Genomic DNA, 23,881 nt, shown 5'->3' on the forward strand with positions numbered 1-23,881 from the left:
AGCCATCAAACCATCATCCCTCGAATTCCAATGCTCCGCTCTTACCAAAAATACGCAGTGCAATCTCTTCAGCTACACCATCTGTTTTCTTAAAGATAATACGCTCATTGGTTACCAATGGCTTGCCAATGCTGCTGCGCACATTAATCACGGCTTCGTATTTGTCGCCTTTCTTTTTAAAACTCACCTGCACAACCGGCGCTGTGCCCTGGCCATTCCAGTCAATATTGCAATCTTTTAAATCGCTGATCACGCTGCCGGTGCTGGCATCTTCCAGGCCCGTGGTAGTTAAATGCAGCTGCATGCGTACACCGCTGAATGGTACCAGCTGCGGGTATACATCAAATAAAGAATTGCTGTAATTGCGGTAGGCGGTGGCATTGGCCGATCCGGTATTGGCAAGGGCCAGGCTTTCGTACAACCGGCCGATAAACAGCTTTTCGTTGGCTGTATCCAGTAGTGTATTGCTGGCCAGGTTTTCAAAGTCTGCCCGTGCTTCGCGTTGTTTGCCGGCTTCCCATTTAAAGCGCGCAGAAAACAGGCTGAAATAACGTTGTATGTTGGGGCGCTTGTCGTTCTGCAGATAGTTATCGTACAATTTCAAAAAGTAGTTGGGACTAAAATCTTTCATCAGGTACCACGATTCGTCAAAGCTGCTCGTAGCTTCTGCACAAAACAGGTCATATACAATACGCGTACGTTCCGGGTTATAAGCCAGTTCATTTACCACTACATATTCGGCCATTACTTTCTGCAGTTTGTAATTGGCGATATCATACAGGCATTTGGGATTGTACCACCAGTTTTTGTGCAGGAATTTAATTACGCTGATGCGTTTATCCAGCAGTTGCACACGCAGCAGGTTAATGGTAAAATCGTACTGGCTTTGCGTTAGGGTAGTGCCGATGTGTATTTCTTTAAAGTTGGCTGCCTTGTCTAAACAATACGCACTGCTATCCAGCTGGCCATCGTACAAATAACCGCGTGCCATGGCAATATTGTACCAGCCAAAACCAGGCGTAGAGCCATTCGCAGCGATGATGTCCTTGGTCATTTTGATAGATTCCTTAGGCCTGCCTGCATACACATACAGCTCGGGCAAGTAATAGTATGGCTCACGCAGCATGCGCTCGTACGATTTATCCTGGTCGCGCTTAAAGAATTCGATGGCGTTGGCAAAATTGCCAATCTCGCTTTGCATGCCGCCATAGTTGCTCCACGATATGCTGCCACGCAATGCCAGTTGGTGATAATAGTATTCGCTGCTGTCGTAGTTCTTGTTGTAACAGTGCAGCAGCGCGAGGTAATGGTAAATAGCGAGTTTATCGGCATCTCCCTGGCCCGGACCAAACCATGCATCGTTCTGCGGTTTGTTTTGTTCTACAAAAGCCAATCCATTGTAACACCACCTGAAAGCCATTTTCTCATTCTCTTCCACGGAGTTTTTCAGGAAGCTGAATTTGTTGGACGTGAAAAAGCGGTTGCGGTGGTAGGTCCATGCACGGTGATAATAAATCCCGAAATAGTCTTTGCGGAAATGGTATTTGTCAATATTGTTCAGCAAGGTCATTACCGAATCAGGCATCTCCAGGTTGTCGTAACATTCTTTCAGCGCATTGGTCAGCATAAACATATCCTGGTAGCGGTTAATGTTCTGCGCAAAAAACTGGATATCCGAATACAGGTTGCTGAAAGTGTTGTGGTAATCTTTTTCCAGCAGCGTCATTGCCTTTTTTAAAGGAACGATGGCATTTTTATAACCGAGATAATCAGCGCTGCGGTCAAATTTATAAATGCCTTCATACAGCCAGCCTACGTAATAGGTGCTGTCGAGCCGTATAAATTCACGGCTGCGCGGAAGTGCGTCTTTATCGGTAGGGTTTACGCCAATGCGTTTGGCATCTACTTCGTAACGTGCGGCTGCATTGCCCTGTGCTTGCAGGTGCGCAGCGCCGTTAAACAGGGCCAGCAAGGTAAAACAGCAATATACAAGATAGCGTTGTGGCATATGTTTTATCATTCGTGCAAACGGCCGGGCAGTTTGTTACCTGGCTGTATGTAATGCGCAATGCGTCTTTAAATCAATAAGCAGGATGGTGTTAGCTGATGCGCAGCTTGCCCAGCCTGTCCAGCTCTTTATCCAGTATGCTGCCCAGCGCTTTTTGTTTGCCTTCCTTGTTGCGGTATATTAAACGGTGATCCAGTACGGCGCGCGTAATCTGGTGCAGGTCGTCTTCTGTAACAAAGGTGCGGCCGTTCACCAGTGCAAAGGCTTTTAAGCATTTCAGGAAGGTAATGCCGCTGCGGGTAGATGCGCCCAGCACAATATCCGGGTGGCGGCGGGTTTCCCATACAATGTTGCGTACGGCTGCAATAATTTCTTCGTGTATCTGCACTTTCTCTGCTTCTGCCTGCAAAAACAAGATCTCATCCATTGACAATACCTGCTGTATGTGCTGCAGGTTATTTTGTATGCCCAGGTAATCTTTGTAAATGCTCAGCTCGGTTGCTTCATCCACATAACCAAAGTAAATCTTCAGGAAAAAGCGATCCAGCTGTGCTGCAGGCAGGGGATAGGTACCTTCCATTTCTACCGGGTTCTGGGTAGCAATGGTAAAGAATAGTTGCTCCAGCGGGTAGGTGGTTTCACCAATGGTGATCTGGTTTTCGGCCATACACTCCAGCAGGGCACTTTGTACCTTGGGTGAGGCACGGTTAATTTCATCGGCCAGCAGCACGTTACAAAACAGCGGGCCTTTTTTAAAGATGAACTCTTTCCGGATATCGTCGAATATATGGGAGCCGATCAAATCCATCGGCAGCAAATCGGGTGTAAACTGTATACGTTTAAAATTGGCGCCGCCCTGGTGCTGGCTGCCGGCGATGCTTTGTGCCAGTGTTTTCGCCATCACGGTTTTACCGGTGCCGGGGTTGTCTTCCATAAGAATATGACCCTTTGCCAGCAATGCAGTTAAAATAAACTGTATCTGCGTTCTTTTACCGCGTATTACCTGTTCAATATTGGTTACCAGCCTTTGTATATTCTGTAATGCCTGGTCTATGTGTATGGATTGTTCAGTATATAAAGTCTGCTCCATGCTATTTTATTTTTGGTTGGGTGAAGTAATGAATGGTATGGTAAATATTGGCGAATTTGCTAACCCTGGTTTTAAAAGGTGTTTTCGCGCGTACGGTTTTAATGAATGGTCTATAAAACTGTGCCACAATGGCTTTTTCGCCTTCACTCAGCGGCAGGCTGCTGTATTTCAGTTTCTGGTACACATTGCTGAAACGGCTGAAGCCGGTGCTGTAACGTGCATCTGTTTCCGTTGCATATTGCTGCGGACCGCTCTGGTTGCGGTAATAGCCCAGCTGATTAAGATAGTACATTGCTGCACGGTACTGGCGGAAGGTGCGTGCCCGGTCGCTTCCGCCTGCTTTTGCGCGCAGGTGCAGGAACTGCCAGATAAGCCATGGTGTTGCCAGTACAATCACGGCTAGCGCTGCAATAGCAATTAAGATCGTCCACAACACACGCAGCCAGTCTACCGGCTCAACAGATTCAAAGATGTCTTTCTTGCTGGTTGGCTTTTCACTCTCTGCTTCAATGATCTTTATTTCATCTACAGGTGTTGGGTTGGGTATGCGTTTTACTACAGAGCTTACATTGTCGTTGCCCTGCGGTTTCATGTTTTTCAGCGCTTCGGCATAAGAGGCCGCGGTAATATGCATGCCTTTTTTCACGGCAGACAAACGCACTGCGCCGGTATCTGTTGTAACGGTAGCAATGGATGCATCCACATTCAGGGGCACAGGGTTATTGGCTGCATCATAGCTTTCGTCGTGAAACAGCATTTTCTCTACGGTCATCTGCACTTTCTTCGTCACAGTGTCAACGCTGGTTACCTTGCCATCTGCCACCAGGTAAGCCTGCTGCATGTTCAAAGGCGGTGTGCCATCGGGCTGGCGTGCTTCATGTGTTTCCAGGTCGGGTATGGTGGTATCAAAGTCTATCCAGCCGTAACCGGGAAAGTATACCTGCACCCAGGCATGCGCCTGGTCTTCATAAAACCAGTACCAGCCGGGGTTTTTGCTGCTGCGGTCAACTGTTAAAAAGCCTGCTGCCACGCGCGAGGGTATACCCAGTGAGCGCAGCATGAACAGGGTAGCACCTGCATAGTAGGCGCAATACCCTTTGCGGTTTTCAAACAGGAAATAGTTGAGTTTATTGGCACTTGGCATACCGGGTATGCCAGGGTTGTTGGAGTATTTGAACATGGGCTGCCCTTCACTGTCCTTGCTCAGGAAATAATCGCGCAGGGCAATCATTTTGTCCATGGCAGTGGTGGCGCCGGCTTTCTGGGTAATCTGTTTGGCGAGGGTGGCTATACGGTCGTACTCCGCATCACGCGGCATAAAGGTATAGTACTTCATAAAGGCTGCATCCACACCGCTCCAGTCGGTTACCTGGCGCAACAAGCTGAACCGTTCCTGCTGAAAATTCTCCAGCATTTTATTGCCTGCAGGGTTGTAAATGAAGTAGGCGCTGTTTAAATCGCTTACCCACATTTTCGCGCGGTAGGCGCTTTTAAACTGGTCTTTATAGGCATTCTCCACCGGCACAGGCTGGCAAAAGAACGCGGTAGACGGGGCGATATATTCGTTTGCTGCCAGCAGGGTTTTGTAGATCTCGGCATTTACCACACGCCGGTTTTTGGTGGCATGCGTGTTTTTAATCACCGTACTGTCTGTCTTTGCAAAGAACAGCGGTATCCGCGAGGGATCGGGCTTAAACAGGTCGTTGGCAGGCATCAGGCTGTCTGTTTCAAACGTCTGTGTAAGGGTATCGAATTTGGTGTAGTAGTAAGCGGTAAAGTAGAGCGGATTGGGCGTTTTGCCATCAGGGAAGAAGTTGTCAAGGCGGGCCACGAACACCAGCCGCTTGTCTTTATTCAATGAGCCGGACAGCTGTGTCTGGTCTTTATTGCCCATAGAACCATCGCGGTTCTGTTTGGTCATGCTTTCGCTGTTGCCCTTGTTTTTATCGTAGTTGCCGCCTTTGCCATCGCCCCATTCTTTTTCGATGGCAAGAAAGTCTTTCTTAAACAAGGTAAATACACCCAGTACCAGCAGTAGCAATATAACGCCGAAGCCGCCCACACGTTTGGTAATAAACCAGGCAAAACCCCGCTCGTCTTCATTCATGTTGCGTATCAGCTCAGCCGCATAAATAATGTACACGGCGTATACCAGCAGGGGAACAATGGCGCTGATTAATGCCTGTGCATTGATGTTGGGACTTTTGCTTACCACGATAATCTGTGCGGCCAGCAGAAACACCGACCAGAATACGGTATAATAACGCGATCGCGAGAAGCCGAAACCGGTAATCCAGCCCAGTGAGAACAAGATGGCAAATACCATGAAACGGATAGATACAAAGAAGGCGTCAAACTCGCCCACCTGCATGCGCGCCACCATCCGGTAACCGATAAAATAAAAGGCAAACAATAGAGCAGCCGTGGTTATAAAACGGAACCGGTAGCCATAGAATACCGTGGCTATCAGCATACCTGCACCAAAGTACAGGCCCTGGCGCATCCAGTCGTTCTGCAGTATATCGTAATAACGATTAACGTTCCACAAAAGATAAAAGGCCAGCAGGGCCGTAGGCACAACCAGCAGCAACACTTGTGCGAACACTTTTTTCCAGCTATGTACTTTTCCGATCTTCATTAAATCAATACGGGCTTTTGATATTTTTCCAGTAACCGGGTTAATTTCTTCTCATTGCTCAGCAACCTGCCGCGCAGCAGCGATAAGCTCCATGCTGTTTTGTAACGTGCCACTGCATCCTGCTCATTCTTTACAAACAGCCATTTCAGCCAGTCGCCGATATGCTGCCTTTGCAGGCTGTTAGACAATGCCACAAACACAACAACCATCTCACTGCCGTATTGTTCAACCAGCTGCGCCACCTGTGCTTCATTGCTCAGCGATGATATAAACAGGATGGCTGTTTCGTTGGGTTTTACATATGCGGCAAGGTCTTTATCGCTTTGCCATACACTGGTGCTGATGCGGTATTGCACCTGCTTCGGATCGCTGGCTGCTACAGGCTGGTCAGGCACATAGCGCACTTCCAGTCCCTGCTGCTCCAGCTCGCGGTAGGCATTCCAGATAACTGTTTTATAATAGTTGAGAAAAGGCACCTGCACCACTTCATTGTTGGTTACATCGAAATGCGAATAAAAAGAAGCATACAGGTAAATATGCGATGCATAGGGGTCGAGTATCTCGGGTGTGCGTACTACCAGCTCTTTGTTTTTTGCGTATATTTTCCACACAATGCGGCGCACATCATCATGATGCTCGAAGTTTTTATAGTTCAGGTACTCGCCTTCCACTTTCTTCAGTTCTTCAATACGGGTATTGGTATCTTCCGTTTTGCGCGGCGTAGCCTGCAATACCCTGGTATCTGTCTGTTTGGGCTGCGTAATAAAATGACTGTGACAGGGTATTTGCACTGTGAAGGAAAAAAACTGGAAGTAGTCTTCAAAATAGAGGATAGCCTGCTCTATGGAATACTCTTTAATAGCAGGTAATTCCCAGTTATACGTGCCGCTGATGGTGGTACTGAACAACTTTTTACGTGCACCCTGTACAATGGCAAATTTGCGTGAGTAGTGTGTACCGTCGTAACGCAGGCGCAGGCGCACAAAACCGAGCAATGGTTTTAATACCGGGTGCAGTTTCAGCTGCAATAGCTGCTGTTGCTTCTTTCCCGAAGGGGTGGTGCTGTCCAGGTCAAGACTAACGCGGTTGCGTCTTTTCTGCCAGGCTACATAAATAAAGGCAACAAGTGCAGATACAAATCCCAGTGTTACAACCACCACAATAAAGAATATCGCCACTCTTATCAGCAGCTGGAATATATCACTGAAAGAGGTATCGGGTATGCGTTGCTGACTGCGCAGCCATTCAAGTGCGAGCAGTACCATAACTGCAAATACCACGAAATACCAGGTGACGGGTAGCCTGTAACCGGTGCGTTGTATCAGCGCGCTGCTATTTTTCCACCATTTCTTCATGAATCGTAAGTTAAATTAAAGAAAGATGTGTTGTAAAGAAAACACAATTCGTTCATCATTATTTTTTTAGCGGCTTGTTTGCATTTATTTCATAATGAATGGTTAACATGCACGGGTGTTTCACGAATGCACAAAGAAATGATAAAAAAGGATGCCGCTTTCAGGTGTTTCCATAGTAGCGCCTCATGATTTTGGAATTTGTTAACGTAATTTGGAATTTGTTTTTGGTATTTCCTTTTCTTTGCCCCGTTTATGACTGAGACTATAACATACCAGGCATGCCCTTGTTGCGGCCAATCCGATATTTCCCCGGCACTGGAAGCAGAAGACTATACGGTAAGCCATGAGCATTTCCCCATATGGGAGTGTGGCAGCTGTACCGCCCGTTTTACGCAGCAGGTGCCGGCCGCAGCAGCTATTGGCAGGTATTACCAGAGTGCGGAGTATGTGTCTCATTCAGAAACACGCAAAGGCATTATTAACCGGCTGTATCATATGGTGCGCAGTTATACCCTGCAATCCAAGCGCAAGCTGGTGCAGGCTACCAGTAAAAAAGAAAAGGGCGTATTGCTCGATGTGGGGGCCGGTACCGGTGCTTTTGCTGCAGTAATGCAGGAAGCCGGCTGGCAGGTAACCGGGCTCGAACCCGATGATATTGCCCGCGCCAATGCCCAAACACATCACCAGCTTACCCTGCAAACGCTGGATTCTCTCTATTCCCTGCCAGATGCGCAGTTTGATGTAATTACGATGTGGCATGTGCTCGAGCACGTACACGACCTGCATGGCTATCTCACCACATTTCAGCGTATCCTGAAGCCCGGCGGTGTACTGCTGGTAGCTGTGCCCAACTATACCAGCTACGATGCGCAGGTGTATGGCGCACAATGGGCTGCCTACGATGTGCCCCGCCACCTGTATCATTTCTCCCCAGAAAGCATGCGCCGTTTAATGCAACAGCATGGTTTCCGCATCAATGGCTACGAACCCATGTGGTTCGACAGCTATTATGTAAGCATGCTCAGCGAACGCTACCGCACCGGCAAAAACAACCTGCTGCGCGCCCTCTGGAATGGCCTCCGCTCCAATAAAAAAGCTGCATCCTCTTACGAAAAATGCAGCTCAGTGATTTATATCATGAACAAATAACATGAGCCTGAAAGCCATCGAGAGTTGGGATGGCCTTTCCGAAAAACTTCTTGGGTCCATTGGACTTCCTTTTAGAGAGCAAGTCTTTAATGGAGTGGGGAGCCTCCTCTGACAGATGCATTTATGTTGTTACCTGTGACGCAAGGCTTGGCAGGTACGCTGTGAACCAGCTAGGAAGCAACCCCGCCGGGATGGCATTAACCAATAGGCCATTTTGATAAGTAGCAATAGGCAAGTGCTCTGATTCCGATGCATCAATGATCTGCACAGAGTCGAACATTGCATAATGCTTGTTCAGCTTTTCCATATTACCATAGAAATTATCCTCTACTTCCTGCCTGGAAACATAATGTCCGCCTTCATTATCGCTACGGTCGATAACCCGCAGCATGGATAAATCCGGATCGCGTAAACCGAGAAATACCAGATGAATTTCAAATCCGGCTTCTTTAAATTGACGTGGGATAGTCCAGGTTGCCTCATTTGTAAAATGTCCTTCGTAAGCAAAATTGGTATTATCCTGAAGATGTCTGCTATATAACTCTTCCCAAACGGTTTCCAGATGTGCGTGTGCTATTTTCCTTGCTTCTTTAAAAGCCCGCATCCCACTTTGGTAAAGCTCTTTCTTTTTATCCTCAACGAGCTTATCGCCATTGAAAACTTCACAAGTTGCTTGGATATGCTCAGGTAAATATACAGCACCAATAGAAGACTTGCCAGCACCATTGGATCCGGTAATAATGTGAAGTTCCGGCATAATTAATCTAAATGGTAACGACTGCGAATAGACGTGGAAATGTGTTCCGGCATCTCTTTCACCACAGTAAATTGGCGCAACGAACCAGACATTTTTACCAGTATAATTCTTCCGTCCGGATATTCGAGGTAAGACTCGTTTTTAGCAAGATCACTGGAATTGATCATAAATGGCAGTCCCTTCGCAAATTTCTGTTTGCGAAGCCGTTTTACAGCAGCTGTACCAGTCTGCCGCATTACCTCAATTGTGTTCATTTTTACCATATATGCCTATTAAAGATACAATAAATTATCTGCTTTTCGTCTAATCTCAGTGCGGCGTCGACAAGATAAAAACTCGCTTCAAGCTAACCGCTAAAGGCTACCAGCTAAAAGCTCCTTCCTATTTAAACTTCACCTCAAACAAATACGGCCACTGTTTGCCGGTAACCAGGAAACTGCCTTTGGCGCTGTCATAGGCAATGCCATTCAGCACATCTTCCTGCGGATCGGGGAGCTGTGCCTCGTTAAACACTTTGCCGCCATTGGCAAAAATATCTTTCATATCTGCCCTGGCTACCACGCGGCCGCTTTCCGGATTTATCTTGAGGATATAGTTGGTTTCAAACTGGTTGGCATAAATAAAGCCGTCTACATATTCCAGCTCATTGATGTTGTTTACCGGGCCATAATTATCGGTTACACCTACTATTTTCTGCATTTTCAGGGTCGCAGGGTCCAGGTACTGCAGGTTAGAGCTGCCGTTGCTGGCAATCAGGCTTTTACCATCGTGGGTTAATGCCCAGCCTTCACCGTTCCAGGGATATTCGGCCAGCTTTTTAAACGTGCTGAGGTCATATACAAACACCTTATTGCTGCGGTAAGTGAGCTGGTATATTTTATTGTCGAAAACAGTAATGCCTTCGCCGAAGATGCTTTTATCAATAAACTGTTCTTTTACGGGTTTGCCTGTGGCAATATCTATTTTGGCAAACTTGCTGAATCCTTCACGGCCGGTGCTTTCAAACAGTTCATTGTTGTGTAGCAGCAATCCTTCTGTGTAAGAGGAAGTATCATGCGGGTAAACCTTTACCACCGTATAGTCCATGGCGGCAGGTGGTGCAAGGGCTGAATTGGTGGTAGATGCCGGATCTTCTTTGGGTTTGTTGTCGTTGTTACAGGCCGTGCTGCCCATGATCATTAAAGCCAGCAGCACTACAGGAAAAAAACGTTGTTGCATAAGCGTTAAGCGTGAATTGAAACAAAAATAAGGTGTTGAAAAGAGATAATTGTTAATACTTCGTCAATCGTTCGGCCACTACCTGTGCCATAATGGGCGATAAGGCTACGCCCATGCCATTGCAGGCGCTTACCACCCATGCGCCGCGTTGTGTTTGCTGCAGCAACGGTTGCTTGTTGGCAGTAAAGCCCATAATGCCTGCCCAGCGCTGTGCAATGGTAACAGGTCGTGCTGTAATAAAATGGCGGTTGAGGAATGCTTCCAGCACGGTTTGTATCTCATCACTTACGGCAATATCGGTGGTTTGTTCTGCTGCAAATGCGGTATTGCGTGCGCCGCCCAGCAGTATGCGGTTGCCCAGGTTACGGAAATAGTAATAGCCCTCATCAAAATGGAAAGTGCCGTTCAGCGCCAGTCCTTCAATGGGGTCGGTAAGCAGTATTTGCCCGCGGCCAGGGATAATGTTTACTTCGGGAAATAACTGTGGGGTAAAAGCATTGATGCAGAACAATGCCTGTGTTGCGGTAAAACGCAGCTGCTGATTGCTCTGCAGTTCAATACCCCGGCCGCTGGGTGTGCAGCCGGTTACGGTAATGCCATTGATAATCTCCACGCCCATTTCACGCACCAGCTGTTGCAGGCATTGCACCAGTTTGCCGCTGTGCAGGGCTGCTTCCAGCGGGTTGTACACCAGGGCATCGAACCCGGTAAGTCCCTGGGTGTGCAGGCGGTTATTGGTTAAAGAAAAAACTTCCGGGTTGCCGGTCAGCGGGTGTAATGCCTGGTTTAGCCAGGGGAGTTGTTCAACTATTTCAGCTACCGGTTGCAGCTGGTTGCTGAGGCATTCATACCCGCCGCAGGGGACATAATCTATTTTATCACCCAGTAATTCTTTGATGAGCTGCATGCCTTTATACCGGCGTTCTGCCTGTTGCAGCATGGCATCTTCCCCGGCTGTACGGGCGTCGTGCAATAATTCGGTGGCACTGCCAAAACATGCAAACCCGGCATTGCGTGTGCTGGCGCCATAGCTCACCGGCATTTGTTCGAGTATCAATATATTCAGCGAGGGACGGGCCTTTTTCAGTGCATACGCGCACCAGAGGCCCTGTAAACCGGCGCCGGTAATAATAATGTCGCGATGGGCGTAAAAAGCCGTCTGCTCCCAGTACGAAATTTGCATGAATGGAAGATACAATCTTTACAACTACCGATAAAAATGAGCGCAGTCACAGTCATTTAATTTTCTTTTAGCTTGCGGGTAAATACATTTGCCCTACTTTTAACCATAGACCAACCACCAAGTATGAAAAAAGTTTTGTTGTTTACTGTATTAAGCCTCAGCACTATGTTGCTGCATGCGCAGGGCTGGAAAAACATCCTGAAGGGTGTAACCGGGAAGGATACCACCAAACCGGCAACCACCACCACTACTTCCTCGTCTTCCTCTTCTTCATCTGGCGGATTAGGCAGCATTATCGGCGCCATCACCGGCAGCGGTAAAAAAGATTCGCTGAGTACTACCGACGTGGTAAGCGGCTTAAAAGAGGCACTGAACCAGGGTGTAAACAAAGGCACTTCCAAATTATCGGCTGTAGACGGCTTTTTTAAAGATGCAGCTGTAAAAATATTACTGCCTCCCGAAGCACAGAAAGTAGAAAAAACACTGCGCAGCGTAGGTATGGGCAAACTGGTAGATAACGCCATCCTCTCTATGAACCGCGCCGCAGAAGATGCTGCCAAAGGTGCTGCCCCTATTTTCCTGGGTGCCGTAAAACAAATGAGCATTACCGATGCATGGGACATTTTGCGTGGTACCGATACCGCTGCTACCGGTTACCTCCGCAAAACAACCACTTCACCGTTAACCGCTGCATTTAAACCGGTGATTGATACCTCGCTGAAAAAAGTAGACGCCACCAAATACTGGACAGCGCTGTTCAACGAATACAACAAGCTGCCCATGGTATCTAAAGTAAATCCCGACCTCAGCAGTTTTGTAACCGAAAAAGCCCTTGCCGGTGTTTTTTACCAGATCGCACTGGAAGAAAAGTCTATCCGCAAAGACCCGCTGGGCCAGGCTTCCGATCTCCTGAAAAAAGTATTCTCTTCCGTAACAGGAAAGTAGATTAGTTGTAAAGCTAAAAAAGCGGTCCCGGCTCAGCCGGGACCGCTTTTTTATGTGCCGGCATTCGTGAAGGAACATGCTGTTATGCCACATTAAACCTTAAACTTCCAACTTCCAACATTAATTTTTTCCAGATTAAACCTTTGCACAACGCAGGCCACATGCACGTTTCAGCAGAAGAAACAACAGTAACGTTGTATCCCTTGCAGCGCATGTGTTACAGGCTGTGTTTGAATGTGTTACTTTGGCACATGCTTTGGATTACCCATAAAACCTTAAACATTTCTCATGAAGAAGATTTTTGCATCTCTTGCAATTGTGATGCTTGCAGCTGCAGGCAGGGCCGATGCGCAGTTAAGCTTTGGTATTAAAGGTGGCGTTAGTTTCACCAACATTTCAAACGAATACAACGACCTGACAAGAACAACAGGTCACGGTGGCATTTTCCTCAATTCTAAAATCGGCTATGGATGGGCCATTCAACCCGAGGTGTTGTATGGCGGCATGGGCGACAGGTACCGGCTTATTCCCAACGGCACGGCTACCGAAGCGCTCAGCTACATCCAGATCCCGGTAATGTTCCAGTACTACCCGGTACGTGAGTTTTACCTCGAGTTTGGTCCGCAGCTGGGTTTGTTAACCGATGCCAAAGAAAAAGCACCGCGCACCACGGCCGACGTGCAGTACAAGTACAACACGGCCGATTTTGCGCTGAACTTTGGCGCAGGTTTCAAGATCAACCCGGTGATAGGTTTCTATTTCCGCTACAACCTGGGACTGGCTAACCTGCAGAAACCCGAGTATACCAACGATACCTACCAGAACAGGGGCGTATTGCTGGGTATGGACTTAACGCTGTTCCACAGCGGCGGCAACGGGTATGGCAACAGGGGCGGCGGCCACAGACCCGGTCATAGAAGAAGGTATTAACTACCACTAAGAAGTACGTAATAAAAAAGGGGCAGCGGTTTAACCGGTGCCCCTTTTTATAGGTAAACACTTTGCAGTGTTGTGATACTAAATATCGATCGCTTCGCCGTAAGCCACAGCAGTTGCTTCTTTCAGCGCTTCGCTCATGGTAGGGTGCGGGTGAATGGCGTTCAGAATTTCATGTGCGGTAGTTTCGAGCTTGCGTGCTACAGAAACTTCGGCAATCATGTCTGTTACGTTGGCACCAATCATGTGTGCACCCAGGAATTCACCGTATTTGGCATCAAAGATAACTTTTACGAAACCTTCAGTAGCACCAGCAGCGCTGGCTTTGCCTGAAGCGATGAAGGGGAATTTACCCACTTTAATTTCGTAACCTGCTTCCTTCGCTGCTTTCTCGGTATAACCGATGCTGGCAATTTCAGGTGTGCAGTAAGTACAACCCGGTACATTGTTGTAATCAATAATATCAGGTTCGTGGTGGTATTTTTTCTCCAGGAAGCCAATGTACTCAGCAGCATTGATACCTTCTTTGGTAGCAACGTGTGCCAGGGCCTGGCCAGGTACACAGTCGCCGATTGCAAAGAAACCGGGAACATTGGTCTGGTAGTATTTGTCAACCGTGATTTTGCCTTTTTCCGTTTTAATGCCCAGCTCTTCCAGGCCAATGTTTTCGATATTGGCCGCAATACCAACAGCGCTTAACACGATGTCTGCTTCCAGTGTAGTGGTAGTGCCATCCTGTTTTTTAACAATGGCTTTTACACCTGCACCGCTGTTTTCCACTTTTTCAACAGAAGCATTGGTCATTACTTCAATACCTATTTTCCTGAACTGTTTTTCCAGTTCTTTCGATACGTCTTCATCTTCAACAGGCACAATGCGCGGCAAAAACTCAACGATGGTTACCTTGGTGCCCATGCTGTTGTAGAAGTAAGCAAACTCAACGCCAATGGCGCCGCTGCCTACCACGATCATGCTTTTGGGAACCGTAGGCAATACCAGGGCCTCACGGTAGCCGATTACCTTTTTGCCATCAATAGGCAGGTTTGGCAACTGGCGTGAGCGTGCACCGGTAGCAATTACCACGTATTTGCCTTCCACAATCTGTTTTGAACCGTCAGCAGCAGTTACTTCCACCTGGCCTTTGGCCTTCAGTTTACCGTAACCCATGATAACGTCAATCTTATTTTTTTTCATCAAGAACTGAACACCCTTGCTCATTTTGTCGGCAACGCCACGGCTGCGTTTGATAACCGCGCCAAAATCAGCTTCAACACCGCTGGCGTTAATACCATAAGCAGTGCTGTGTTTCATATATTCGTAAACCTGAGCGCTTTTTAACAATGCTTTTGTTGGAATACAGCCCCAGTTCAGGCAAATGCCACCCAATGATTCTTTTTCAATGATTGCCACTTTAAATCCTAACTGAGAAGCCCTGATAGCGGCAGGATAACCGCCAGGCCCGCTGCCCAAAACAATTACGTCGTATGCCATAGCAATAGAGTATTTAATTGATAAGATGTGCGAAAATACGTTTACAGCGCCAAATGAAAAAAAATCAGTTCAGCACCATCCTCAAGGTAAAAAACATAATGCTATTTAACATATTGCACCCATCACGTATACATGGAAAACTAACAAACATGCGCATAATTCTTTCCGCAACGCTGCCAAAAATCAGTAACTTAGGCCGCTTTGATTGATTTATTGCCCGCCAACCAAGACAACCGTATTTAAATGGATAACGCATTACAACAATTCAAGAACCTTGTAGGAATCAAGTTTCAGTTGTACAACAGTCTTTTCACCGCCCTTCCCTTTCATCGTATTGAAAAAACCGGCGTTCTGCTCTCCCTGTTCCTGATTCATTGCGAAGAAGGTTACCGAAAGCAGCAAAGCCCGGTGGATATCATCAATTCTTTTCTTACCCAGTACACCGGGTACCAGAAAGAGCAGGAGCAGATTGATTTGCTGTTTCGCTTTATCCAGTACTCCGAACGCCAGGTGGTGCTATTCGATGCGCTGGAAGATGCCGCTTTTAAACAGGTGCGTGATATCAATGGCCCCGGTACACTGAAACAGCTTGCAGGCTCTATCATACAATCGCAGAAAGAAGAAGAGCTGGCCGATAAACTGAAACATTTCTGTGTGCGCCTGGTGCTTACTGCACACCCCACGCAGTTTTATCCCGGCTCTGTGCTCGGTATTATCAACGATTTGGGTAAGGCCCTTACCGCAGGCGATTCTGCCATGGTGAACCTGTACCTGCAGCAGCTCGGCAAAACACCATTCCTGCAAAAACAGAAACCTACCCCGTACGATGAGGCGGTAAGTCTCATCTGGTACATGGAAAATGTTTTCTACCAGGCTTCAGGCAAAATACTGGCCGAGCTGAAGAGCCAGTTCCCGCATGCGGTGGATGAAAACAACAGCGTGTTCCGACTGGGCTTCTGGCCCGGTGGCGACAGGGATGGTAACCCGTTTGTAAACGCAGCAACCACACTCAAAGTGGCCGATGCTTTGCGTGGCAGCATTATGAAATGTTATTACTTTGATGTGCGCCGCCTCAAGCGCAGGCTCACGTTTAAAGGAGTTGAACAGCCTATTGCTGCGCTGGAAACCAAACTGTACAACAATCTGTTTATACCCGGTCACCAAACCGATATTTCCAGTAAGGAGCTATTACAAACCCTGCGTGATATCCGCGAAACGCTGATCACGCAACACAATGGTTTGTTCCTGTACATGGTAGACAGCCTTATCAGCAAAGTGCAGCTGTTTGGCTTGTACTTCGCTTCGCTCGACATTCGCCAGGATAGCACGGTGCTTACCGCCACTGTAGAAGCAGCCGCACAAACCGGCGCCCTGCCCGCCAATTATACATCGCTCAGCGATACGGAGAAAATCAATGCACTGTTGCATGCGAAACCTGTTGCAGATATCACCGTGCTGAAAGATGCCCTGCATAAGGATACGCTTGAAACCATCGCTGCCATCAAAAACATACAGCAGTACAATGGTGAAGCAGGCTGCCAGCGTTTTATCATTAGCCATACTACCAGTGCGCTCAATGTAATGGAGGTGTACGGACTGTTTTTAATGGGTGGTTATACCGCGGAAAATCTTGACATCGATATTGTTCCCCTGTTCGAAACAGTGGAAGATTTACAACAGGCAGCGGAAACCATGCGCGCCCTGTACCACCTGCAACCTTACCGCGAACACCTGCGCAGGCGCAATAATACGCAAACCATTATGGTGGGCTTCTCTGATGGCACAAAAGACGGTGGTTACCTGATGGCCAACTGGAGTATTTACAAAGCCAAAGATGAACTTACCCGCATTTCCCGCGAGTGTGATATAGATGTGGTGTTCTTCGATGGCCGCGGTGGTCCCCCTGCACGTGGTGGTGGTAAAACGCACAAATTTTACGCATCAATGGGCAGCAATGTGGCCAACAATGAAATTCAGTTAACCATACAGGGACAAACCATCAGCTCTAATTTCGGTACGGTAGACAGTGCGCAGTTTAACATGGAGCAGCTGCTGAATGCAGGCATTACCAATGCCCTGTTCTCGCCCAGCAAAGCCACGTTGAATGAAGAAGAAGCTGCTTTGCTGCAACAGCTGGCTGAAGACAGTTTTGTATCGTACACGGCGTTGAAAAACCATCCCTGTTTCCTTGAATACCTGGGGCATGCCAGTCCGCTGCGTTTCTATGCAGAAACCAATATCGGCAGCCGTCCTGCCAAACGCAATCCCGGCGCCAAACTCAGCCTCAACGATCTGCGCGCCATCCCGTTTGTAGGTGCATGGAGCCAGCTGAAGCAAAACGTAACCGGTTATTACGGTGTGGGCGCCGCCCTGAAAAAAATGGAAGAAGCCGGCAAATGGAAAGAGGTGAAAACCTTGTACCAGCATTCCATGTTCTTCAAAACACTGATGGATAATTGTGAGATGGCCATGAAGAAAAGCTTCTTCCCGCTCACTGCCTTCCTCTCACGCCACCCCAAATACGGCGAGCTGTGGAACATGATTTATGAAGAGTACGAGCTTACTAAGAAATATGTGCTGAAACTCTCCGGCGAATCAGATCTCATGGGCGATTACCCGGTTGATCAGCTGTCTATTCAAATGCGCGAACGCATTGTGCTGCCACTGGTAACCATACAGCAGTACGGCATTACCAAAGTGCGCGAGCTGGAAGAAAAACTCATTACCAGCCCGCAGAAAGACAGCTACGAGAAACTGGTCATGCGCTGCTCCTTCGGTATCATCAACGCAGGAAGGAATTCTGCATAGTACAGTGAATAGTGAACGGTCAATAGTGAATAAATTATGCCAAAAGGCTCGCACCTGCGAGCCTTTTGGCATACTGCCTCTGTCAGTGCCCTCACTGGTAAGCATTTTCCGCAAGGCGCCCCAATGCTCCGCTCGCGGAGCTCAGCGCATTTTTCGCGGTTTGTTCTTCGACTTCGGTAATGGCGCTCGTTCCATGATTTCCGCGCTTTCCGCGAAACAAAAAAGCCGTCCGGAGGACAGCCTTTTCATTTTGCAGTTAGTATTGGGTTGATGGGTTGGTAACGTTCTTATGCCGGAACTGCAACGCGTGAAGGTTTTTTTACTTCCTGCGCTTCTGCAACAGGCGCTGTTTCGCCATGTACCAGCGAACCATATTCTTCGTTGTGCTGTGAAGCATCGAGACCAAGCTCTTCTTCTTCTTCGCTTACGCGCAGCGGCTGTATAAAGTTGATGAATTTAAAGATGCCGTAAGATACCGTAAAGCTGTAGCCGATTACAATGGCCAGTGCTTTTACCTGCGTGAAAAAGAATGCAGCATTGCCATAAAACAGGCCGTCGTTACCACCGCTGTTCACGGTTTTGGTAGCAAACACACCGGTGAGCAACATGCCTACCATACCGCCCAGCCCATGACAGGGGAATACATCCAGCGTATCGTCGAGTGTAGATTTCTGTTTGTAGTACACAGCTGCATTTGAGATGATGGCTGCTACAACGCCGATGAAGATGCTCTGCGGCACAGCAACAAAACCGGCTGCAGGGGTAATGGCTACCAGGCCAACCACCGCACCAATACAAAAGCCGAGCGCAGAAGGTTTTTTGCCGCGCATTACATCAAAAAACATCCATGATAAACCGGCAGCGCCTGCAGCTGTGTTAGTGGTAGCAAAGGCAGATACCGCCAAACCGTTGGCAGCCAGTGCAGAACCTGCGTTAAAGCCAAACCAGCCAAACCACAATAAACCGGTGCCGATTAATACATAAGGTACATTGGCCGGTGGAATTTCTTTCTGCTCAATATGGGCTTTGCGTCGTTTCAATACCAGCGCACCTGCAAGGGCAGCGCAGCCGGCAGAAATATGAACCACAGTGCCGCCTGCAAAATCAAGCGCGCCCATTTTAAACAGGAAACCATCCGGGTGCCAGGTCCAGTGTGCAATAGGTGCGTACACCAGCAGGCTGAACAGGCATATAAACAGTACATAAGATGTAAAACGGATACGCTCAGCCACAGCGCCAACCACCAGTCCGGGTGTAATAATGGCAAACATCAGCTGAAACAGCGCGAACAGCGCCAGCGGTATGGTAGGGGCCAGGCTCCAGGGGGCGCCGGATACCACACCTTTAAAAAACAGGTGGGTCATCGGGTTACCGATAATGCCATGCCAGCTCTCGCCAAAACACAGGCTATAGCCAACCACTACCCATAACACACTCACTACACCTGCAGCTACCAGGCTTTTCATCATGGTAGAGATCACGTTTTTGCGGTGAACCATACCGCCGTAAAAAAAAGCAAGGCCGGGTGTCATTAAAAACACCAGGGCAGTGGCAACAATAATCCATACAATATCGGCACTGCTGTATTTGCTTGCATCACTGAAAACAGGCGCAGAAGGCACAAACATGGCGGCCAGGGCAATTACGGCCAGCACTACAAAGGGAACAACCCGTTTGGCGGAATACTTCATCGTAAAATCGTAAAAAGTTTAATATGAACTATGAGAACTAAAGTTAGGAATAAAATATACTAACGCCTGTTTCGTGTTATATATAAATATTTTTTATTTAAGGCTGGTTTCCTTTATTGATAAGGCTTACAGCCGAAAATACATGCTTTTTAAAAACTGGTTAATTTTTGAGGATGTGCGATGTTTCTACGGTTTGGGGCAAAAAAATCCTGCCTTTTTCACTGGTTACAGGAAAAAGGCAGGAAATAAGCTTTGCAGCAGCAGGTAATGTTCAGGGTTAAAACTTATAAATGGCTGCAATCAAAAAGTTGCCGGCCGACTTGGTGGGGTCGCCGCTGCTTTTAACGAACATATCGCTGTTATTGGAATGCTCAATACGTATTTCAGGGATGAATGTCAGTGAATGAAACGTGAAATGTCCGCTCAGGGTGCTGGCCAGCACATGGCCATTCAGCTGTGCCGAGGCTGTGCTGTTTTTGTCGTCAAAGTACTCTTCGCGCAGGGTTAAGCCAAACAGGTCATTGGCATCGTAATTCAGGTAAAGCGCTGTGCCCCACCAGTTTTTGTTGCTGGTGAATTTGTCGCTGCCTTCGTACATTTTGCGGGTAGCCAGGCTGCCGTTTACGGCCAGGTTAAAGTGTTTGTTTACCGTACCGGTAATTACCACATCATACTGGCTGCCTTTCGAGGTATCGGCGCCGCGCCAGTTTACATAACCGAAGGTGGCTTTCACATTGTCCGATACCTGGTAGCTGTACTGTGCAATCACAGACAGTTTGCGGTACAAATCATCCGGTACCGTTTTGCGGTCAGGCGGGTTGGTTAACCCGATCATAAACGTGCTTTTGCCCGAAGTGATATCGGCTTTTACACCCGTGTGAAAGAATGGCCCATTTGAGAACAGGTAGCTCATGCTGTAATTGCGGTTGGCATACGCATCGGCTACCTCGTAGCCGATGTGCGTATACCAGCTGCCCGCAGTGAGCTTTAACCAGCTGGTAGGTAAATAACTGATGTACAATTGTTTTACCGCAGCGGTAATGCCATCGTCGTTGTATGAAAATTCTTTGGCCCTGTTACCAAATCCCAGGTCGGCCACCATTTCGGTTTTGCCGGTTTTGTACTCGAATTTCAGGGACGCCATACCCAGTTCAAAGCTGTTGTGCGATTTGGTGAAACTGGTATAGTTGTTGGCACTTGTTTTTGCGAAATCGTATTTATAATAAGTATCTACAGAACCGCTTATTTCAAGGGCAGGTGTTTTGGTGCTGTCTTGCGAAAATGCCGCGTTACAGGCACACAATACCAGCCCTGTTGCAAATAATTTTTGTAACATTGCTTTACGTTTTAGTTTTCATGAAAAGGTGTTGCACGGCGCTACGCTTGTTCCAGAAGCGTAGTATTATGCCAGCAATGCCTTTTCTAATTTTTCAGCATGACCATTTTCGCCTGGTGTAACCAGAGTGTGTGTACCGGCATAAGCTTCGTTGTGCTGTGAAGCATCGAGGCCCAGTTCTTCTTCAACACTGCTTACACGCAAAGGCTGAATGAAGTTGATGAACTTGAATATGCCGAATGATACTATAAAGCTGTATCCCACCACAATCAGCAGGGCTTTTACCTGGGTAAGAAAGAAGGCCGCATTGCCATAAAACAGGCCGTCGTTGCCGCCGCTGTTCACGGTTTTGGTAGCGAATATGCCGGTAAGCAGCATACCCACCATACCACCTATGCCATGGCAGGGAAATACATCCAGTGTATCGTCGAGTGTAGATTTCTGTTTGTAGTACACAGCTGCATTTGAGATGATGGCTGCTACAACGCCGATGAAGATGCTCTGCGGTACTGCTACAAAACCGGCTGCAGGGGTAATGGCTACCAGGCCAACTACCGCACCGATACAAAAACCGAGTGCAGATGGCTTTTTGCCGCGCATTACATCAAAGAACATCCATGATAAACCGGCTGCACCTGCAGCTGTATTGGTGGTGGCGAATGCTGAAACAGACAGGGCGTTGGCGCCAAGTGCCGAGCCTGCGTTGAAGCCAAACCAGCCAAACCACAGCAAACCGGTGCCGATTAATACATAAGGCACATTGGCCGGCGGAATTTCCTGGTGCTCAATATGGGCTTTGCGGCGTTTCAATACCAGCGCACCTGCAAGGGCAGCACAACCGGCAGAAATATGTACTACAGTACCTCCTGCAAAGTCTAATACGCCCATTTTAAACAGGAAGCCATCAGGATGCCAGGTCCAGTGTGCAATAGGTGCGTACACTAGCAGGCTGAACAGGCAGATGAATAGCACGTAACTGGTAAAGCGGATACGTTCTGCCACGGCGCCTACTACCAGGCCGGGCGTAATAATCGCGAACATCAGTTGAAACAGTGCAAACAATCCCAGCGGAATGGTAGGACCAAGGCTCCAGGGAGCGCCGGAGGCTACGCCTTTAAAAAACAGGTGTGTCATGGGGTTGCCGATAAGGCCGTGAACCGATTCTCCAAAACACAGGCTGTAGCCAACTACCACCCATAATACGCTCACCACGCCTGCAGCAACCAGGCTTTTCATCATGGTAGAGATTACGTTTTTGCGGTGAACCATGCCGCCGTAAAAAAAGGCGAGGCCGGGTGTCATTAAAAATACCAGCGCCGTGGCTACAATAATCCAGGCTGTGTCTGCAGCATTGTATTTGCTTACATCTGCAAAAGAAGGAAGAGAGGGTACAAAAATCGCTGCAACCGCAATGGCGGCCAGGATCACGAAGGGCGCGAAGCGCTTAGAGGTCGGCGTTTGCATGTTAGATTGGGATTAAATTAAGAATAATTATATATAATATAATTCATCCTGAAGTTAAAAATTAATTAACAGAAAACATTGTGTTTACATATATATTATTACGAGTAATGTATAGTATAATGCGGAAAAAAATTGCGGAAACAATAGGGGCAACGGGTTTTTGTTAGAAAAAATGCAGAAAAACATGATTTTTATTGAATACACTTACAAACAGGCATAAAAAAACCACCCCGGAGGGTGGTTTCATATAATCCGAAAATTGCTGAATTATTCTACAAAAATGCCTGTAATAAAGATTCATCCTTTGTTTCGAGGAGTGAATTCCCCATCAAAAACTCGTCTACCTGCCTGGCACACTCCCTTCCTTCGCTGATAGCCCATACTACCAGTGACTGTCCGCGACGCATATCACCACAGGTAAACACTTTCTGGATATTGGTCTGGTAGGCTTTCTCTGTTGCCTTTACATTACCACGGTCGTCCAGGTCAACGCCCAGCTGTTTTACCATGCCCTCGTGCTGCGGGTGCACAAAGCCCATGGCCAGCAATACCAGCTCGCAGGGAATGGTGCGTTCGCTGCCGGGTACTTCAGCAAAGCTGGCGGCGCGGCCATCGTCGTTCATTTTCCATTCCAGGTCCACGATCTTCAGTGCTTTCAGTTTGCCCTGCTCGTCGGCTACAAATTCTTTGGTAGAAATTGCCCAGTGACGTTCAACACCTTCTTCATGCGAAGAAGAGGTTTTTAATATCATGGGGTAGGTAGGCCATGGCATGTAAGCGGTGCGGCTGCTGCTGGGTTTGGGCAACAGCTCAAACTGGGTTACGCTTTTGGCGCCATGCCTGTTTGAAGTACCTACGCAGTCGCTGCCTGTATCACCACCGCCTATCACTACTACGTTTTTACCGGTAGCCAGTATATCTGCCGCTTCAAAGGTTTCGCTGCCTACGCGTTTGTTCTGTTGTTTCAGAAAATCCATTGCGTAATGTATACCCTGTATATCGCGGCCGGGTGCGGGCAAATCGCGCGGAATGGTTGAACCGCCTGCCAGCACAATGGTGTGGTATTCGCGCAGCAGGTCATTGATGCTTACATTAACACCCACATTGGCATTACACTGGAAGGTTACGCCTTCTTCTTCCATCAGTTTTATCCTTCTGTCGATAACGGTTTTCCCCAGTTTAAAATCAGGGATACCGAAACGGAGCAGGCCACCGGGTTTGCTGTCGCGCTCAAATACGGTAACGGTATGGCCGGCATAGTTGAGCTGTGCAGCTGCAGCCAGGCCTGCGGGACCGCTGCCTACCACGGCTATCTTTTTGCCGGTACGCATATTGGGCTTGCGGGCTTTTACCAGGCCCTGTTCAAACGCAATTTCAATAATGTGTTTCTCTATTTCTTCGATGGCTACAGGTGGCTGGTTAATGCCCAGTACGCATGCGCTTTCGCAGGGGGCCGGACAAATGCGGCCTGTAAATTCAGGGAAGTTATTGGTAGATGTCAGTATTTCATAAGCGTTTTTCCAGTTCTTATCATACACCGCATCATTAAACTCAGGTATAACATTACCCAGCGGGCAGCCGCTGTGGCAGAAGGGAACGCCGCAGTTCATGCAGCGTGCAGCCTGCTGGTTCAGTTTGTCTTTGCTGTATTGCTCAACAAACTCACGGTAATCATTCACGCGCTCCTGCGGTGAACGTTTGCCGGGAAGCTCCCGGGTAAATTCTATAAAGCCGGTTGGTTTACCCATTTTTATCGATTGGCAGCAGGTGGTTGAAGGCATGCGCAGCAGGTGTATCCTGTTGCGCATGCGT

General features: G+C 47.9%; 17 protein-coding genes. 4 read left to right on the forward strand and 13 right to left on the reverse strand.

Features of this window, described 5'->3' with window-relative positions; translation table 11 throughout:
- Positions 1-13: 13 nt before the first annotated feature.
- The 4 genes from DXN05_RS12705 to DXN05_RS12720 form a co-directional block, all read right to left on the reverse strand.
- Positions 14-2,008 (reverse strand): hypothetical protein, encoded by a 1,995-nt coding sequence (locus DXN05_RS12705; protein WP_147313909.1) that lies wholly within the window; start codon positions 2,006-2,008, stop codon positions 14-16.
- A 91-nt stretch (positions 2,009-2,099) separates the two neighbouring features.
- Positions 2,100-3,098 carry an AAA family ATPase gene (locus tag DXN05_RS12710; protein WP_116847654.1) on the reverse strand — a complete coding sequence of 333 codons (999 nt, stop codon included), beginning with the start codon at positions 3,096-3,098 and terminating at the stop codon, positions 2,100-2,102.
- 1 nt (position 3,099) lies between these two features.
- The gene (locus tag DXN05_RS12715; protein WP_116847655.1) at positions 3,100-5,736 is read right to left on the reverse strand and encodes a transglutaminase-like domain-containing protein; all 2,637 of its coding nucleotides are present in this window, start codon (positions 5,734-5,736) and stop codon (positions 3,100-3,102) included.
- A complete protein-coding gene (locus DXN05_RS12720) occupies positions 5,736-7,091 on the reverse strand; it encodes a DUF58 domain-containing protein (protein ID WP_116847656.1) in 1,356 nt (451 codons plus the stop codon). The genes DXN05_RS12715 and DXN05_RS12720 overlap by 1 nt, the downstream gene beginning before the upstream one ends.
- A 252-nt stretch (positions 7,092-7,343) precedes the next feature.
- Here DXN05_RS12720 and DXN05_RS12725 point away from each other — a divergent pair, with 252 nt between their 5' ends.
- Positions 7,344-8,240, forward strand: a complete 897-nt coding sequence (locus tag DXN05_RS12725) for a class I SAM-dependent methyltransferase (protein ID WP_116847657.1) — start codon at positions 7,344-7,346, stop codon at positions 8,238-8,240.
- A gap of 121 nt (positions 8,241-8,361) precedes the next feature.
- Here the strand turns inward: DXN05_RS12725 and DXN05_RS12730 are convergent, their stop codons facing one another.
- The 4 genes from DXN05_RS12730 to DXN05_RS12745 all read right to left on the reverse strand — a co-directional run bounded on the left by DXN05_RS12730 (position 8,362) and on the right by DXN05_RS12745 (position 11,398).
- Positions 8,362-8,997, reverse strand: a complete 636-nt coding sequence (locus DXN05_RS12730; protein WP_116847658.1) for a zeta toxin family protein — start codon at positions 8,995-8,997, stop codon at positions 8,362-8,364.
- Between the two features lie 2 nt (positions 8,998-8,999).
- Positions 9,000-9,260 (reverse strand): hypothetical protein, encoded by a 261-nt coding sequence (locus DXN05_RS12735; protein ID WP_116847659.1) that lies wholly within the window; start codon positions 9,258-9,260, stop codon positions 9,000-9,002.
- A gap of 118 nt (positions 9,261-9,378) precedes the next feature.
- Positions 9,379-10,215: a glutaminyl-peptide cyclotransferase gene (locus tag DXN05_RS12740; protein WP_116847660.1), complete on the reverse strand. Its 837-nt coding sequence runs from the start codon at positions 10,213-10,215 to the stop codon at positions 9,379-9,381.
- Positions 10,216-10,267: 52 nt separating this feature from the next.
- Positions 10,268-11,398 (reverse strand): NAD(P)/FAD-dependent oxidoreductase, encoded by a 1,131-nt coding sequence (locus tag DXN05_RS12745; protein ID WP_116847661.1) that lies wholly within the window; start codon positions 11,396-11,398, stop codon positions 10,268-10,270.
- Between the two features lie 123 nt (positions 11,399-11,521).
- Here DXN05_RS12745 and DXN05_RS12750 point away from each other — a divergent pair, with 123 nt between their 5' ends.
- On the forward strand, positions 11,522-12,343 hold the full coding sequence (locus DXN05_RS12750; protein ID WP_116847662.1) for a DUF4197 domain-containing protein: 822 nt from the start codon (positions 11,522-11,524) through the stop codon (positions 12,341-12,343).
- Between the two features lie 288 nt (positions 12,344-12,631).
- Positions 12,632-13,273 carry a porin family protein gene (locus tag DXN05_RS12755; protein ID WP_116847663.1) on the forward strand — a complete coding sequence of 214 codons (642 nt, stop codon included), beginning with the start codon at positions 12,632-12,634 and terminating at the stop codon, positions 13,271-13,273.
- Between the two features lie 87 nt (positions 13,274-13,360).
- On the opposite strand, the gene lpdA is transcribed toward DXN05_RS12755, so the two are convergent.
- Entirely contained in the window at positions 13,361-14,770 is a 1,410-nt protein-coding gene (gene lpdA / locus DXN05_RS12760) for a dihydrolipoyl dehydrogenase (RefSeq protein WP_116847664.1), read from the reverse strand.
- 243 nt (positions 14,771-15,013) lie between these two features.
- On the opposite strand from lpdA, the gene DXN05_RS12765 reads away from it, so the two are divergent.
- The gene (locus tag DXN05_RS12765) at positions 15,014-17,578 is read left to right on the forward strand and encodes a phosphoenolpyruvate carboxylase (RefSeq protein ID WP_116847665.1); all 2,565 of its coding nucleotides are present in this window, start codon (positions 15,014-15,016) and stop codon (positions 17,576-17,578) included.
- 287 nt (positions 17,579-17,865) lie between these two features.
- Here DXN05_RS12765 and DXN05_RS12770 read toward each other — a convergent pair whose 3' ends face one another.
- The 4 genes from DXN05_RS12770 to DXN05_RS12785 form a co-directional block, all read right to left on the reverse strand.
- Entirely contained in the window at positions 17,866-19,269 is a 1,404-nt protein-coding gene (locus DXN05_RS12770) for an ammonium transporter (RefSeq protein WP_116847666.1), read from the reverse strand.
- A 277-nt stretch (positions 19,270-19,546) separates the two neighbouring features.
- Complete coding sequence (locus DXN05_RS12775; protein WP_116847667.1) at positions 19,547-20,605, reverse strand: outer membrane beta-barrel protein; 1,059 nt, start codon at positions 20,603-20,605, stop codon at positions 19,547-19,549.
- Between the two features lie 66 nt (positions 20,606-20,671).
- On the reverse strand, positions 20,672-22,069 hold the full coding sequence (locus DXN05_RS12780; RefSeq protein WP_116847668.1) for an ammonium transporter: 1,398 nt from the start codon (positions 22,067-22,069) through the stop codon (positions 20,672-20,674).
- Between the two features lie 272 nt (positions 22,070-22,341).
- On the reverse strand, positions 22,342-23,877 hold the full coding sequence (locus DXN05_RS12785; RefSeq protein WP_245975201.1) for a glutamate synthase subunit beta: 1,536 nt from the start codon (positions 23,875-23,877) through the stop codon (positions 22,342-22,344).
- Between the last annotated feature and the right edge of the window lie 4 nt (positions 23,878-23,881).

Source organism: Deminuibacter soli (assembly GCF_003412455.1).
Classification (GTDB): domain Bacteria; phylum Bacteroidota; class Bacteroidia; order Chitinophagales; family Chitinophagaceae; genus Deminuibacter; species Deminuibacter soli.

Excerpts from the sequence above, each read along its gene's own strand:
- DXN05_RS12765 (WP_116847665.1), top strand. The coding sequence starts at position 15,014 with ATGGATAACGCATTACAACAATTCAAGAACCTTGTAGGAATCAAGTTT.
- DXN05_RS12755 (WP_116847663.1), top strand. The coding sequence starts at position 12,632 with ATGAAGAAGATTTTTGCATCTCTTGCAATTGTGATGCTTGCAGCTGCA.
- DXN05_RS12720 (WP_116847656.1), bottom strand. The coding sequence starts at position 7,091 with ATGAAGAAATGGTGGAAAAATAGCAGCGCGCTGATACAACGCACCGGT.
- DXN05_RS12775 (WP_116847667.1), bottom strand. The coding sequence starts at position 20,605 with ATGTTACAAAAATTATTTGCAACAGGGCTGGTATTGTGTGCCTGTAAC.
- DXN05_RS12770 (WP_116847666.1), bottom strand. The coding sequence starts at position 19,269 with ATGAAGTATTCCGCCAAACGGGTTGTTCCCTTTGTAGTGCTGGCCGTA.
- DXN05_RS12735 (WP_116847659.1), bottom strand. The coding sequence starts at position 9,260 with ATGGTAAAAATGAACACAATTGAGGTAATGCGGCAGACTGGTACAGCT.
- DXN05_RS12745 (WP_116847661.1), bottom strand. The coding sequence starts at position 11,398 with ATGCAAATTTCGTACTGGGAGCAGACGGCTTTTTACGCCCATCGCGAC.
- DXN05_RS12710 (WP_116847654.1), bottom strand. The coding sequence starts at position 3,098 with ATGGAGCAGACTTTATATACTGAACAATCCATACACATAGACCAGGCA.
- DXN05_RS12730 (WP_116847658.1), bottom strand. The coding sequence starts at position 8,997 with ATGCCGGAACTTCACATTATTACCGGATCCAATGGTGCTGGCAAGTCT.
- DXN05_RS12785 (WP_245975201.1), bottom strand. The coding sequence starts at position 23,877 with ATGCGCAACAGGATACACCTGCTGCGCATGCCTTCAACCACCTGCTGC.
- DXN05_RS12780 (WP_116847668.1), bottom strand. The coding sequence starts at position 22,069 with ATGCAAACGCCGACCTCTAAGCGCTTCGCGCCCTTCGTGATCCTGGCC.
- lpdA (WP_116847664.1), bottom strand. The coding sequence starts at position 14,770 with ATGGCATACGACGTAATTGTTTTGGGCAGCGGGCCTGGCGGTTATCCT.
- DXN05_RS12705 (WP_147313909.1), bottom strand. The coding sequence starts at position 2,008 with ATGCCACAACGCTATCTTGTATATTGCTGTTTTACCTTGCTGGCCCTG.
- DXN05_RS12750 (WP_116847662.1), top strand. The coding sequence starts at position 11,522 with ATGAAAAAAGTTTTGTTGTTTACTGTATTAAGCCTCAGCACTATGTTG.
- DXN05_RS12740 (WP_116847660.1), bottom strand. The coding sequence starts at position 10,215 with ATGCAACAACGTTTTTTTCCTGTAGTGCTGCTGGCTTTAATGATCATG.
- DXN05_RS12725 (WP_116847657.1), top strand. The coding sequence starts at position 7,344 with ATGACTGAGACTATAACATACCAGGCATGCCCTTGTTGCGGCCAATCC.
- DXN05_RS12715 (WP_116847655.1), bottom strand. The coding sequence starts at position 5,736 with ATGAAGATCGGAAAAGTACATAGCTGGAAAAAAGTGTTCGCACAAGTG.